We start from the raw sequence: 13071 nt of genomic DNA, 5'->3' as shown, positions 1-13071 counted from the left end.
TCGCCACCAGCCCCGCCACCACCGGCCGGGTCCCCGGCAGCCCTGCCACTACCGCCCGGTCGCCACCCGCCCGGTCGCCACCATCGCCGCCTCCACCTGCCCCGTCGCCACCAGCGCCGCCGGCCGCCAATCCCGCCGTCACCAGCCAACCCCGCCGTCACCACCCGGCCTTCCCGCCGGACGTTCCGCCAAGCCCCACGCCCGTGCGAACCTGGCGCGCACCACACTCCACCCGCCCATCACCACGCCCACCACGCCCACCACGCTCCCTCCGCGCCCCCGTGTACGTCCCCTCGCGCCCTGCCGGGCCGCCGCCACGGCCGCGATAGTGGCCGTTCCGTCGGGGTCCGGGAGGTCACGGTGAGAAAGAGGCGGCAGGCGGCCGAGCCCGTGGTGTCGGCGTCGGAACGGCTGCTCTTCGGCGGGCCGCTGCGGTACGACATGGGCTGGAACCAGCACGCGGACGCCTTCCTGACGCTGAGCTTCCGGGCGCTGCTGCTGCGGCTGCCGGGCATGCTGACGTCCAGTCTGCGGCTGGCCCGGCAGGCCGACGCGCGGGCCGCCCGGGTGGTGCTGGCCGCCGAGATGGGCCGGGGCGCGGCGCAGGCGGTGAGCCTGCTGGCCGTGAACAACGCGCTCGGCAAACTGCTCACCGGCCCGGACATCGAGCAACGGCTGCGCTCGGCCGCCCCCGCCCTGGTCGTGATGGCCGCCGTGATGCTCGTCGCCGCGCTGCTGCGGGCCGCCTCGACCTACGCCACCGGACGGCTGGAGCCCAAGGTGGAGCGGGTGGCGACGGAGCTGTACCTGAAGTGCGCGGCGAACGTGGAACTGGCCGCGATCGAGGACCACGCCTTCCACAAACTGCTGGACACGGCCCAGTACGGCGCCCGGTCCGCCCGGCACATGATCGACTACAGCACCCGGGTGATCAACGCGATGATCTCGCTGCTCGCCGCGGCGGGCGTGCTCACCGTGCTGCACCCGGCGCTGCTGCCGCTGCTGGTCACCATGACCCTGCCCAGCGCCTGGAGCGCGCTGACCAACGCCCGGCGCCGCTACGAGTCCTTCCACACCTGGGTCCAGCACGCCAGGGCCGGCCAACTCATCAGCGGCCTGCTCACCGAGCCGGCCGCCGCTCCCGAGATCCGGGTGCACGGGGTGGGGCCGTTCCTGCTGCGGCACTTCCGGTCCATGTCCGAGACCGCGGAGGCGGAGCAGGCCCGGCTGTCCGGCCTGGCTGCCCGGACCGGGCTGATCGCCGCTGCCTGGACGGGCCTCGCGACCCTCGCCACGTACGCGACGCTGGGTGCGCTGCTGCTGGGCGGCGCGATGGCCCTGTCGGTGGCCGGTACGGCGGTGCTCGCGATCCGCACGGGTTCGGCGAGCCTGGACACACTGGTGCTGGAGATCAACCAACTGCACGAGGAGGCCCTGTTCGTGGGGGATCTGCAGCGGCTGTACGCCGAGGCGGCCGAGCGGGCGATCCCGGCGGGTGGCGAACCGCTGCCCGAGGACCCGAAAGAGATCCGCTTCGAGAACGTCACGTTCAGCTATCCGCATGATCCGCACCCGGAACCGCAGGAGGCGCACCCGGCCGCCCCCCGTCCGCAAGGTCCCCGCCCCGCTCTCGACGACGTCACCCTCACCCTCCCCCTCGGCCGGATCATCGCGCTCGTCGGCGAGAACGGCTCGGGCAAGACCACGCTGGTCAAGCTGCTCGCGGGGCTGTACACGCCGGACCGGGGCCGGATCCTGTGGGACGGCGTCGACGCCGCGTGTGCCGACCGGCGGCTGCTCGCCGAGCGGATCGCGATGGTGGCGCAGGACTTCAAGCGCTGGCCGTTCACCGCCCGGGTGAACGTGGCCGTCGGCCGTTCCGCCGCGCCGATGACCGAGGAGCGCCTGGCCGCGTCCATCGCCAGCGCGGGTGCCGAGCATGTGGTCGCGGATCTGCCACGCGGCCTGGACACCCTGCTGGCCCGGAACTTCAGCGGTGGCCACGAACTGTCCGGCGGCCAGTGGCAACGGCTGGGCATCGCCCGCGCCGCCTACCGGCGCGGCAGCATCCTGATCGTCGACGAGCCGACGGCAGCGCTGGACGCGCGGGCCGAACTGGAGGTCTTCGAGAAGATCCGGGCGCTGGCGGACGGCGGGCAGACGGTCGTCCTGATCACCCACCGGCTGGCCTCGGTCCGCCATGCCGACCTGGTGCACGTGCTGGAGCAGGGTCGCCTGGTGGAGTCCGGCAGCCCGGAGGAACTGCTGGCCGGAGGCGGTGTCTATGCCGAGCTGTACGCGCTTCAGGCGCAGCAGTTCACTGCGAGGACACCGGCGGCCGCACCGCCGCCGACGCCGTCAGACCGCCAGGTGCCCGCGCCGAAGCCGGCCTGAGCCGGCCTGAGACACCTGGCCCCGCCCGGCCCTGACGCCCGGCGTCGGAGCCGGCTCACTCCACGGTCCGGCTCACCCGGCGCTCCGGGTCACTCGGCGGTCTCGCCCCCGCGGACGATCACCAGGAACGCGTCCGTCGCGAGGTCCATGACGACCTCGGCAGGCAGCCCCTCCAGTCGCCGCGCGTGCGCGAACTCCTCCGCGGGCCAGGAGCCCCGCGGACCACCGGCGGAAAAGCGTTCGAGCACCGTTCGCCCGTTCACCATCTCGCACCTCCAGGAAGCGTCGTACGTGTAGGAATTAACGCTCTGGAGAAGGGAAACGGCTCGCTCAGTGACGTGACTGAGACATTCTCGACACCAGGTCGGCGCGGACCGTGAGGATCCGTTCACCTTGTGACACGAACCGTACGCTCCGTGTCAGTAGTCGTACTCGTCATGAAGGCGGAGCCGGTCGCTGTCGGCGGGGCCGCGGCCGAGCGCGGTCAGGTCGAGCAGGGCCGAGGTAGTCCCCAGTCCGTCCAGCCCGTCGTCGTACGCCGAATAGGTGTGGAAGACCCGGTCGTGGTCGCGCAGGAAGCAGCTGACGCCCGGGCGTTCGAGCTGGTCGCCGCCCGACTCGACGGTGGCCTCGAAGTCGTGGTTGAAGTCGCTGTGCGCCGAGGAGTACCAGGGCACCGCCCAGCCCATCCGCGCCTTGAACGGCAGGATCCGGGTGAACGGCGCCCGGGACACCGCCGCGAAGGAGGTGTTCCGGGCGCGCAGGTGGGCGAGGTGGCCGACCTGGTCCAGGAAGGCCGCGCAGCACGCGCAGCCGGTCTCCCACTCCGGCGCGAACATGAAGTGGTGGACGACGAGCTGGGTCCGGCCCTCGAAGAGGTCGAGGAGGGTCGCCTTGCCGTCGCCGCCCTCGAAGACGTACTCCCGGTCGACCTCGACCATCGGCAGCCGCCGGCGCTCGGCGCCCAGGACCTCACGCGCCCGTCTGACCGCCTCCTCCTTGCGCAGCAACTCCTCGCGCGCCGCGCACCACTGCTCGCGCGAGACGATCTCCGGAAACGACATGAGCCCTCCTGTCCGACGGTCGGTTCGCGGTGGAGACCGCCGACGGCAGCGGAACTCATCGCCGTGGAGGGAGGTTTTTCGGCCAACCTCCGACCGGCTCCCTCGACGGCCGGGCTCCGGCCGGCCTGCCGCGGGCTCAGGTGCCGTACTCCTGGACGCGTCGCCCGTGGTCACGTGCGGTCGGTGCGGGCAGTCGGCCCGTCAGCTCCCTTACGACCCGCCCCATCTCGAGGGTGAGGAGTTCGCGGTCCCGCGTCAGCACGCGGCCGTCGACGACGTGTACACCGCTTTGGCCGACGCCGTGGACACTGCCTGGGAAGCCACCCCCGCCACGGATCCCGCCGTCCGGATCGAGGCGTGGGCCAACGCCTTCCGCACTGGGGCCCAGGTGAACCCCCAAGGAAGGTGTCTCGTTCGGCGGGAGCCGCGGTCTCGGTCACGCGGTGGCCGGCAGCGGCACCCGTACGCCCCGCCGCTCCAGCTCCGCCAGCGCCTCCCGCAGCCGGCCGAGGTGCCGGGCGGTGAGCCGTCCGGTGCCGTCGAGGTGCACCGCGCAGGCCGTGGTGGTGTCCACGAGCCGTTCCAGCGCCTCGGCGACGGCGTCCGTGCCCTCGGTGTGCCGGGCGAGGGCGGGCAGTTCGGCGGCGGCGAGGGCGATGGCGGTACGGGCCTCGGCGAGGGCCCGGTAGGCCTCCCGGCGCAGCGCCCAGCGCTCGGCGTGGTCCCCGGACTCCCCGAGGACGTGCAGGAGGTAGGTGTGCGCGGCACCGCCGGCCGCAGTGAGCCGGGCCCGTACCCCGCCGCCCCGCTTCCCCGGCGTCGGCAGATGGCCCACGACCAGCACGAGCACGCAGGCCAGCAGGGTCTCGCCGATCCGGCTGACCGATGCCTGCGGCTCGCCGCCGGCCATGATCAGGGCGAGGACGAGGACGGTGACGACGGCGGTGAGCGCCGCGAAGTGCCGGGTGGCGACCGGTACGAGGGCGCCGCACACCGCCACCAGCGCGATCAGCCCGGCCGGGCGGGGCAGCAGGGCGGCGAGACCGGCGAACACCACGGCGCCGAGCACGGTGCCGGCGGCCCGGCACAGCACCCGTGAGGCGAGCGGTCCGAGGTCGGGCTTGACGAGGAAGACGGCGGTGGCGGGCAGCCAGTACCAGTGCGCGTGCGGTCCGTACCAGCGGGTGTGGTGCAGGGCCTGGGCGATGGCGGCACTGGCGCCGAAGGAGAGGGTGACGCGCAGGCCGTACTCGCGCCCCCCGGCCCCGAGTGCGGCCCGCAGCGCGGCCCGGACGTCACGGCGGCGGCCGAGCAGCCCGCGGTGGGCGCCCTCGCCCCGGTCGAATGCCTCGGCCGCGCGCAACAGGGCGTCGTCCAGGGCGCGCACGGCCGGGGCCAGGGCGGCTGCCCCGGGCGAACGAAGCCGAGCGGGAGGCAGGTGCGGCGCGGGCAGCGGGCCGGTGCCGGTGTCGCCGCGGACGGCCGCGGCGAGCCGGCGGGGCCCCTCCGCAGCCCGCACCGGGACGGGCTCCCCCGCCCAGTGGAGGGCGGTGGCGGCCTCGGCGAGAGGCAGCGCCGCCGCGAACCGGGCGTGCAGTCGGCGCTCGGCGGCCGAGCCGGCGTGCCGGCGCAGCCGGGGTCCGGCGAGGGCGTCCTGGGCATGGTCGAGCGCGGCGGTCAGCGCCGCCCGCCGGGCGGTGGCCCCTTCCCCGCCCACGGCCTCGACGAGCGCGGCGATCGCGTCGTACACGTCGGCGACCGCTTCCCGCTCCCCGTCGAACCGGAAGTCCCCGGCGAGCGAACCGGGGGTGGGCAGGGCGAGCCGCAGCACCAGCAGCCAGCCGGCGCCGGCCAGGAAGGCGAGGGCCCGCTGCCGGCCGTCCTCGGCCGCCGGCATTCCGGCGCCGACGGCCGCGGCGACGAGCAGCTGCGTGCCGGCGGCGGAGGCGACGGGCCCGACGGCACTGAGGGCACCGGCGGCCGGACCGAGCGCGGTGAGCACCAGGGTCAGCGGTACCGCGGGCAGCCCCTGCCCGGCGTACGACCCCACGAGCAGGCCGAGTGCCCCGGCGAGCGCGGGCACCCCGAGCCGCCGCACGGAGGCCCGCCGGCTGCCGGGCCGGTCGTTGATGCCGGCGAGCATCGCGCCGATGGCGGCGAGCACCCCGTCGGCCGTCTGCCCGAGGAACATCCCGGCGAGCAGCAACGGCCCGGCGGCGAGCGCCCCCCGGCACATCGCGCTCCACGGGACGGGACCGCGCTGAGCACGGAAGGCATGGGCGAGCCAGGGAGGTACGACGGGCCGGGACACGGGGCTCCAGTTCATTCGAGGGCAGGGGTGGGCCTTCGGACGACGGCGGCCGGTGGATGTGGCTCCACGGTAGATCGCGTTCCCCGAGCAAACGGGACGATCACGTTTCAGGCAGGTGAAAGATGCCGGGGCGGCCGTCTTCTTTATGAACGCAATGCACGTCATGAAGACGACGAGCGCACCGGACGCAGCGCCCCGGCGATGATCCTCTCGGTTGCGGCCACGGCATCGGCGAGGGCATCGGGCTCGGCGCGCAGGCCACTCACCACTGCGTCGAGTCCGCGCAATCCGGCCCGCTCCAGCAGTCGTTTCTCGTTCGTCACCCATTCCCCGCGGGCCGCGAGGACGGCATGGGCGGACTGGGCGGCGGCCGTGGCGAGGGCTCCGGCGGTCTCCGTGAGGCGGCCGTGCGGGGCGTGGTTGGCCCTGGCGTAGGAGAGGGTGGCGCCGGCGGTGCCGGTCCAGAGGTCGGCTGCGGTGCGGCGCAGTTTCGGCGGATACCCGGCCGGGCGGGGGAGTTCGCCCCGCAGAACCTGGTTGAGCGCCAGTTCGGCGACGACCAGGTAGCTGGGAATCCCGGCCAGGTGGAAGAGGAGCGGCTCCACCCGGAAGCGGCCCTCCGCCGCCTCCTCCAGCTCGTGTTCCACGACGCCGAGGTCCCGGTAGTGCACATCGACCCGGCGTCCGTCGATGGTGAGCCAGGCGCCGCCGTTGAAGACACCGCCGCCCCAGCCGCCGATCTCGGAGACCTCGCCCGGCCAGCCGAGGGCGCGCAGGTCTTCCGGGGCGAAGGGGCCACGGTAGTAGACGGCCAGGTCCCAGTCGCTGTCGGGGCGGTGCGTGCCCTCGGCGCGGGAACCGCCGAGGGCCACGGCCCGGACACCGGGGAGGGCGGCCAGACGGTCGGCGGTCGCGGCGAGGAAGTCGGCGTCGGAAGACTCGGGCATGGTCCCAGCCTGCCGCAGTGGCGCCCGCGGACGCTCCCGAATTCCGGGCGAGCCCGAGCAGTTCGGAGGTTCACGCCCCGGGTAATTCGGATGCGCGCGGGCCGGTGACGGCCGATCATCGAAAGCTGTTCGCCGTTCGCTGTTCAGCGTTCGCCGTTCTGACGCCACGCTGTCCGACGTCAGGGACGGTGACACGCTCCGGCGCCCGCCGCCGCAACGCTGTCCGGCACCGGTCACCGCAACGCCGTTCGGCGTGCCCTGCCTTGACGCCGTCCCCGATCCCGTAGGAGCCACTCCCATGATTCGACGCGTCACCGTTCCCGGACTCTTTCCCCCGCCCACCTACTCCCACGCCTCCGTCGTCGAGGCCGGCACGAAGCTCGCGTTCCTCGCGGGGGCGGTGCCGCTCACGGCCGACGGTGAGCTGGTGAGCCCGCGTGACCCGGTGCGCCAGGCCGAGCAGGTGATCGCCAATCTGCGCGAGCAGCTGCGGGCCGTCGGCTCCGACCTTGAGCACGTGGTCGTGTCGGAGGTGTACGTGGTCGGCGACGAGCCCGCGACGCTCTCCGCGGTGTGGGACGTGGTCGAGGCGTCGGGCCTGAGTCTCGGACCGCACTCGTCCACGCTCCTCGGGGTCTCCTGCCTGGGCTACACCGGACAGTTGGTGGAGATCACGGTGACGGCTGTGGTGCCGGAGCGGGAGGGGGACGAGGCGCAGGGGCCGTCGGCATGAGGTGCTGAACCGGCATGAGGTGCCGAACCGGCAGTGGTGCTGAAGGGGCATGGTGGTGCCGAAGGGGAACGAACGAGCTGTCCCAGGTCTACGGCAGCCCGGCCGCGTCCGCCGCCGTACGCAGGACCTCGCGCAGCATGCCGGCGGTGAGCCGGCCGGTGAAGGTGTTGCGCTGGCTGACATGGAAGCAGCCGAAGAGGTCCAGGCCGTCGAGCGCGACCCGGGTGCCGTGTGCGAAGGCCGGGCGGGGACGGGGCACCGTCCAGCCCGCCTCCCGGAACGCGGGCAGCGCGGCCTGCCAGCCGAAGGCACCGAGGACGACCGCGGCTTTCAGCGTCGGGCGGAGCAGCGTCAGCTCCTGGACCAGCCAGGGGCGGCAGGTGTCGCGCTCCCCCGGGGTCGGCTTGTTGGCGGGCGGGGCGCAGTGCACGGGCGCCGTGACCCGCACGCCGTACAGCTCCAGACCGTCGTCGGCGCTGACGGAGGTGGGCTGCGAGGCGAGCCCCACGTCGTACATCGCCTGGTAGAGCACGTCTCCCGAGCGGTCACCGGTGAACATGCGGCCGGTACGGTTGCCTCCGTGTGCCGCCGGGGCCAGCCCGATGATCACCAGTCGGGCGTCGGCGGGGCCGAACCCGGGCACCGGCCGGCCCCAGTACGTCCAGTCGGCGAACGCGGCCCGCTTCGTACGGGCCACCTCCTCGCGCCAGTCGACCAGCCGAGGGCAGGCCCGGCAGTCGGCGACGCGCCGGTCGAGCCGGGCGAGAGCGCTGCTGTCGTCCATACGGCCACCGTTCCCCGAAACGCACGCACCGACGCGGAGCCCGGCGCCACAAAGCCGCAGACGGAAAAGGGGCGCGGGTCCGCGGATGTGCGGGTCCGCGGATGTGCGGGTCCGTGAGTGCGCGGGTCCGTGAGTGCGCGGGTCCGTGAGTGCGCGGGTCCGTGAGTGCGCGGTCTGCGGGAATCGGATCCGCCGGTTCCACGGCCGGCAGAGGACCTGTATGCGTCCCGGTGCCCAGGTGCCCCCGGACGATCACGGGCGCCGTGAAAACGCTTCGGGCGCAGCCACCCCGTGGCGTTAGGGTCGATGCATGGCTTCCGAGGATGCGGGCGAGAACGTGGACGGTGGGACCGGCGAAGGGTCCGGCACGCCGGGCGGAACGGGCCCCGTCCCTGCCGAGCAGCCGCTCGACCCGAAGATCGCCGCCGCGGTGGCCGCAGCCGAGGCCGCCGGACCGGGCAACGGCGAGACCGTCCGCATCGACAGCTGGATCTGGGCCGTCCGTCTGATCAAGACCCGCTCCGCCGGTGCCGCCGCGTGCCGGGGCGGTCACGTGCATGTGAACGGCGAGCGGGTGAAGCCCGCCTACTCGGTACGCATCGGCGACGAGGTGCGGCTGCGGCACGAGGGCCGGGAACGGGTCGTGATCGTCAGGCGCCTGATCCGCAAGCGGGTCGGCGCGCCCGTGGCCGCCCAGTGCTACATCGACAACTCCCCGCCGCCTCCGCCCCGCGAGACCATCGCCCCCGCCGGTCTCCGCGACCGCGGCGCCGGCCGGCCCACCAAGCGGGACCGCCGTGAACTGGAACGACTCCGCAGCGCCGGCGGCCTCGCCGGATTCGGCGCCCGCGGCGCCCCCGGCGGCTTCGGCGCACCGGGCGGACCTGGCGGACGTGGTGGCTTCAGCGGACCGGGCGGCCCCGGCGCAACGGGCGGAGTCGGTGGGCCCGGCGGCCGTGGCGGGTCGGGCGGCCGTGCGGGGTCGGACGGGCGTGCAGGGTCGGAGGGCCGTATGGGATCGGAGGGCCGTGGGGGGTCGGAGGGCCGTGGGGGACGCCGGGGCTCCGAGGCCGCCGGTGGACGCGGTGGGCCCGGTGGCCCGGGTGGTTCTGGTCGCGCCAGGGGCTCGGGAGAGCGGCCGCACGGGCGGTGAACCGCGCGGGTGGCGGGCGACGAGATCCCTGGCCCTCCCGGTGACCGAGTGACGGGCAGCCGCGGTGTCCGTGAGCCGACAGCCCAGCCCCGCGGCCGTCAAACGGGCAACCACAGGTACGCGAGGTAGGCCGGAGGAAGCCGTCCCAGGGCCCGGCCCACGCGCCAGCCGGCCGCCCGAACCCGGCCGCGAGGAGACACCGTCCCCGGCGACGTCCTCTCCGCTGAGGCCGGCCGGGCTTGCGCTGTCCGGCCGTGGTGTCACCGTCGGCGGAGCAGCCGCAGGAGCTCCTGGTTGTGCGCCCGGCGGGCCCAGGCGATCAGGGCGAGGGGTGCGATCAGGATCAGCGGGGTCGCCGCGTTCTGGCCGTCGAAAGCGGTGAGCTGGACGACGAACGCCCCCACCATGAGCGCGCCGAGGGCGATCGCCGCCACGGACTGCAGCACCGGGATCAACAGGGCTGTCGCCCCGGCGAGTTCCAGCGCACCGATGGTGTACATGGCCGCGCTGCCCCAGCCGATTCTGTCGAAGGACTCGACGGCCGTCGGATGCGCTATGAGCTTCGGCAGGGCACTCGCGATGCCGTAGAACAGGGCGAGCAGCACCTGCACGGCGCGCAGGGCGACCAGGGCTCGGCGTGCCCGGCCCGTGCGGGCACCGGGGGCGGCCGTGGGCGTCATGGTGCTGGAGCCGACGGGGGCGGTGGTCTCGGACATGAGCATCTCCTGGTGAAGCGGTCCCAGTTGCTTTCACCGAGGTAGACCGCTCAGGAGCCGGGAAATCATCGCCTGAGGAGGGGCCGGTGCAGTCGCCGGAGGAGACCGCAGCTCGACCGCGCAGCCGGCCGGGGTGATGGCCCGACGGGCCCGTGCCTCGTACCCCTCACGCGTGCCAATCCTCATGCCCGGACAACGGCCCGCTCCCGCACGCCCGTTCCCCTCCTCCCCCGGTTCACTCGTTCGAGCTATCCGGGCGGGAACGGGAACCATCCGTGCCCGACGTACCAGTGGCCACCGGCTCGCAGGTGGTCCCCGACGGCCCGTTCCACCGACGTACGGCGTGGCAGATCGGCCACCGGCAATTCCGGGTCACCGAAGACGAACTGGACGGGCTCGGTGTCGGCCGGCTCGCCGATCTCGCGCGCGATGCGGAACCGTGCCTGGAACCGGACGATGTTGGAGTCGGCGGGCAGACACCGACGCAACTGCGGGTCCAGCAGCCAGGAGTGGCACAGCACCACCGTCGGCCGCTCCTCGGGAAAGTGCCGGGCGAAGAACTCGCGGGCCATCGCCAGGGAACGGTCACAGGCGGAGGGCGTCAGCGGGCCGTGGAAGTCGGGGATGTGCAGGTTCAGGCAGGGTGTTCCGGGTGCCGCGTCCAGTCCGGCCGCCGCCGGCGCCGTGTGCGGCCCGATGCGCGCCCGTTCGAACTGGAGCCGTCCCAGTTGGTACAGCTCACCGCGGAAGTGCCGGACCAGCCAGCGCCGCGCCTGCACCCCGGTCCGGCCGTGCCGTCTGCGGTGCACCGCGATGTTACGGCCCAGGTCGGCCAGGGTGCGCCGGGAGATCTCGGCCGGGATTCCGCGCGCCTGGTGGTGCGCCCGGGTACGCGGGAGCGCTGCGAGGAAGACGTACACCGGGAAGAGGTCGGCCAGTTCGGCCGGTGCCGAGGCGAGCAGGGTGTCGAGTCCGGGTGTGCGGCCCGTGTCACCGGGCTCGCGGAACACTTCCTCGACGCAGTCCGCCAGGAGTCCGAGCGTGTCCGGGTCCCCGGTCACCCTGCGCCGCTGGGCGACGAGTGCGTTGATGTCCTCGTGCGGCACGGCCAGGTCGAGGAGCAGTTCGGGCAGATCGTCGGCATCGGGCAGCACGGGAGGTTCCCCCTTCGGTACCCACGTCGATCTGTCGAGCGTTGATGCGCGTCGTGACCGAGGAGTACGTTGCCATGAGGAGTGGTGGTTGCGATGCGTACGGGCAGTGAACCGGCGACCGCGCGCAGTGCTCTGCGGATGCGGTTCTGGCTGAGCGTGTGGGGACTGGTCTGGGCGGTCTTCGGCACGGTCGCGTTCGCACTGGTGGGACGCCCGGGCTGGGCGGCGGCGTGCGGCACGCTGTGGCTGGTGGTCACCGTCGACATGGCCGTGATCCTCCGGCACATCCGGCAGGGCCCCCACTACCAGCCGGGCCACGACATACCGCCGTACCCGCCGCCGGACGACGGCCCGCCGCCCCCGGTACCACCGAGGCACCGCCATCCATGAGCGGAGGTTCGACGGCTGCGAGCGGGTGCACCGCCCCCTCACCCCTTCCGTCAGTCCTCCGTCAGTCGTCGAAACGGGCCGCCTTCAGGTACTGCGGGTTGGGGTCGAGCGCGGCGGCCAGCCGGAAGTGACGTTTGGCCTGGTCGGGGCGGCCCTGGCGCTCATAGGTGCGGGCCAGGGCGAAGTGCGCGAACGCGTTGTCCGGCTCGCGCTCCAGCACGATGGTGAACTCCAGCTCGGCGGGCCGCAATTGCGCCGCGGCGAAGAAGGCACGCGCGCGCAGAAGGCGCGCGGCGGTGTTCTCGGGGTACGCGGCGATGACTCCGTCGAGCAGTTTCACCGCGCCCCGCGGGTCCCGCGCGTTGAGCAGTTGCTCCGCGGCACGGAAGTCGATGACATGCGTTTCCGGAGTACGTCCGGTGGAACCGCTGGTCTCGGGCACGGCTGAGTCCTTCCCTTGCTCCAGCGCTTCAACGCCCCGAGCCGGACAGCTATTCCGTGACCCCGGCCGCTTGTCCGGCCCGGCGTGCGAGGTCGTCCCAGACCTCGGCGACGCGCTGCTTCAGCGCGTCCAGGGGTACGTCGTTGTCGATGACGACGTCCGCGATCTCCCGGCGCTGTTCGCGCGTCGCCTGTGCGGCCATACGCGCGCGTGCGTCCTCCTCGGTCATCCCGCGCAGCCGTACCAGCCGGTCGAGCTGGGTCTCGGCGCTCGCGTCCACGACGATCACGACGTCGTAGAGCGGCGCGAGACCGTTCTCGGTGAGCAGGGGCACGTCGTGGACCACCACCGCGTCCTCGGCCGCGGCGCTCTCCAGCTCGCGGGAACGCGCTCCCACCAGGGGATGCACGATGGAGTTGAGGACGGCGAGCTTGTCGGGGTCGGCGAAGACGATCGAACCGAGCCGGGGGCGGTCCAGGCTGCCGTCGGCGGCGAGGATGTCCGTCCCGAAGGCGTCCACCACGGCCGAGAGGCCGGGGGTGCCGGGTGCCACGACCTCGCGCGCGATGCGGTCCGCGTCGATCAGCACGGCCCCGTGCTCCACGAGCAGCCGCGACACCTCGCTCTTGCCGGCGCCGATACCGCCGGTCAGGCCCACTGTCAGCATGAGCGGAAGCCTAGACGCTCCGCTCCGGGGCCGGCCGGACAGGGCTGCGGGCGGGCACAAGGCCCGACTGAACCGGGGGCTGAACCGGGGGCGGGCTGGAGGCGGGCAGGCAGGGCCACGCGCCGGCCGACGCCGATGCGGACGGGTAGGGCGAGGGCGGCCCAGTCCGGGCCGGGGCCGGGGCCAAGCACGGGCCTTGTCGGTCGGCGCGGGGGATGCCCGAGGCGGGCGGGCGGGCGGGCAGGCAGGTAGGGCGGGGCGGCCGAGTTCCAACCGGGGCCGGCGGCCCAGTACGGGCCAGACCGATCCCGCACCG

General features: G+C 73.8%; 13 protein-coding genes and 1 pseudogene. 4 read left to right on the top strand and 10 right to left on the bottom strand.

Annotation, left to right across the window (positions count from 1 at the left end):
* Positions 1–360: 360 nt before the first annotated feature.
* A complete protein-coding gene (locus AB0B40_RS02215) occupies positions 361–2394 on the top strand; it encodes an ABC transporter ATP-binding protein (protein WP_345050671.1) in 2034 nt (677 codons plus the stop codon).
* 89 nt (positions 2395–2483) lie between these two features.
* Here AB0B40_RS02215 and AB0B40_RS02210 read toward each other — a convergent pair whose 3' ends face one another.
* The 5 genes and pseudogenes from AB0B40_RS02210 to AB0B40_RS02190 all read right to left on the bottom strand — a co-directional run bounded on the left by AB0B40_RS02210 (position 2484) and on the right by AB0B40_RS02190 (position 6716).
* Positions 2484–2660, bottom strand: a complete 177-nt coding sequence (locus AB0B40_RS02210) for a hypothetical protein (RefSeq protein WP_345050668.1) — start codon at positions 2658–2660, stop codon at positions 2484–2486.
* Positions 2661–2813: 153 nt separating this feature from the next.
* Entirely contained in the window at positions 2814–3458 is a 645-nt protein-coding gene (locus AB0B40_RS02205; protein WP_345050665.1) for a DUF899 domain-containing protein, read from the bottom strand.
* A gap of 136 nt (positions 3459–3594) precedes the next feature.
* A pseudogene (locus AB0B40_RS02200) lies at positions 3595–3735 on the bottom strand (amidohydrolase); the annotation flags it as partial.
* A gap of 159 nt (positions 3736–3894) precedes the next feature.
* A complete protein-coding gene (locus AB0B40_RS02195; protein ID WP_362262203.1) occupies positions 3895–5784 on the bottom strand; it encodes an FUSC family protein in 1890 nt (629 codons plus the stop codon).
* Between the two features lie 146 nt (positions 5785–5930).
* Positions 5931–6716, bottom strand: a complete 786-nt coding sequence (locus tag AB0B40_RS02190; protein WP_345050660.1) for a nucleotidyltransferase domain-containing protein — start codon at positions 6714–6716, stop codon at positions 5931–5933.
* Positions 6717–7014: 298 nt separating this feature from the next.
* Here AB0B40_RS02190 and AB0B40_RS02185 point away from each other — a divergent pair, with 298 nt between their 5' ends.
* Positions 7015–7449 carry a Rid family hydrolase gene (locus AB0B40_RS02185; protein ID WP_362262199.1) on the top strand — a complete coding sequence of 145 codons (435 nt, stop codon included), beginning with the start codon at positions 7015–7017 and terminating at the stop codon, positions 7447–7449.
* 88 nt (positions 7450–7537) lie between these two features.
* On the opposite strand, the gene AB0B40_RS02180 is transcribed toward AB0B40_RS02185, so the two are convergent.
* Positions 7538–8233, bottom strand: a complete 696-nt coding sequence (locus AB0B40_RS02180) for a uracil-DNA glycosylase (RefSeq protein WP_345050655.1) — start codon at positions 8231–8233, stop codon at positions 7538–7540.
* 418 nt (positions 8234–8651) lie between these two features.
* Between AB0B40_RS02180 and AB0B40_RS02175 the strand changes: the two genes are divergently transcribed.
* The gene (locus tag AB0B40_RS02175) at positions 8652–9386 is read left to right on the top strand and encodes an RNA-binding S4 domain-containing protein (RefSeq protein WP_362262441.1); all 735 of its coding nucleotides are present in this window, start codon (positions 8652–8654) and stop codon (positions 9384–9386) included.
* 260 nt (positions 9387–9646) lie between these two features.
* On the opposite strand, the gene AB0B40_RS02170 is transcribed toward AB0B40_RS02175, so the two are convergent.
* Positions 9647–10102: a DoxX family protein gene (locus AB0B40_RS02170; RefSeq protein ID WP_345050652.1), complete on the bottom strand. Its 456-nt coding sequence runs from the start codon at positions 10100–10102 to the stop codon at positions 9647–9649.
* A 248-nt stretch (positions 10103–10350) separates the two neighbouring features.
* Positions 10351–11256 (bottom strand): acyltransferase domain-containing protein, encoded by a 906-nt coding sequence (locus tag AB0B40_RS02165; protein WP_345050649.1) that lies wholly within the window; start codon positions 11254–11256, stop codon positions 10351–10353.
* 93 nt (positions 11257–11349) lie between these two features.
* On the opposite strand from AB0B40_RS02165, the gene AB0B40_RS02160 reads away from it, so the two are divergent.
* On the top strand, positions 11350–11646 hold the full coding sequence (locus AB0B40_RS02160) for a DUF6343 family protein (protein WP_362262194.1): 297 nt from the start codon (positions 11350–11352) through the stop codon (positions 11644–11646).
* 61 nt (positions 11647–11707) lie between these two features.
* Here AB0B40_RS02160 and AB0B40_RS02155 read toward each other — a convergent pair whose 3' ends face one another.
* A complete protein-coding gene (locus AB0B40_RS02155; protein ID WP_345050644.1) occupies positions 11708–12088 on the bottom strand; it encodes a tetratricopeptide repeat protein in 381 nt (126 codons plus the stop codon).
* Between the two features lie 49 nt (positions 12089–12137).
* The gene (gene coaE / locus AB0B40_RS02150) at positions 12138–12755 is read right to left on the bottom strand and encodes a dephospho-CoA kinase (RefSeq protein WP_345050642.1); all 618 of its coding nucleotides are present in this window, start codon (positions 12753–12755) and stop codon (positions 12138–12140) included.
* Between the last annotated feature and the right edge of the window lie 316 nt (positions 12756–13071).

It is taken from the genome of Streptomyces sp. NPDC042638, from assembly GCF_040647235.1.
In the GTDB taxonomy this organism is placed as follows: domain Bacteria; phylum Actinomycetota; class Actinomycetes; order Streptomycetales; family Streptomycetaceae; genus Streptomyces; species Streptomyces rameus.
The sequence above is the reverse complement of the archived record's forward strand: the minus strand, read 5'-3'. Positions and strand labels throughout refer to the sequence as shown.

Excerpts from the sequence above, each read along its gene's own strand:
- AB0B40_RS02210 (WP_345050668.1), bottom strand. The coding sequence starts at position 2,660 with ATGGTGAACGGGCGAACGGTGCTCGAACGCTTTTCCGCCGGTGGTCCG.
- AB0B40_RS02205 (WP_345050665.1), bottom strand. The coding sequence starts at position 3,458 with ATGTCGTTTCCGGAGATCGTCTCGCGCGAGCAGTGGTGCGCGGCGCGC.
- AB0B40_RS02195 (WP_362262203.1), bottom strand. The coding sequence starts at position 5,784 with ATGAACTGGAGCCCCGTGTCCCGGCCCGTCGTACCTCCCTGGCTCGCC.
- AB0B40_RS02190 (WP_345050660.1), bottom strand. The coding sequence starts at position 6,716 with ATGCCCGAGTCTTCCGACGCCGACTTCCTCGCCGCGACCGCCGACCGT.
- AB0B40_RS02185 (WP_362262199.1), top strand. The coding sequence starts at position 7,015 with ATGATTCGACGCGTCACCGTTCCCGGACTCTTTCCCCCGCCCACCTAC.
- AB0B40_RS02180 (WP_345050655.1), bottom strand. The coding sequence starts at position 8,233 with ATGGACGACAGCAGCGCTCTCGCCCGGCTCGACCGGCGCGTCGCCGAC.
- AB0B40_RS02170 (WP_345050652.1), bottom strand. The coding sequence starts at position 10,102 with ATGTCCGAGACCACCGCCCCCGTCGGCTCCAGCACCATGACGCCCACG.
- AB0B40_RS02160 (WP_362262194.1), top strand. The coding sequence starts at position 11,350 with ATGCGTACGGGCAGTGAACCGGCGACCGCGCGCAGTGCTCTGCGGATG.
- coaE (WP_345050642.1), bottom strand. The coding sequence starts at position 12,755 with ATGCTGACAGTGGGCCTGACCGGCGGTATCGGCGCCGGCAAGAGCGAG.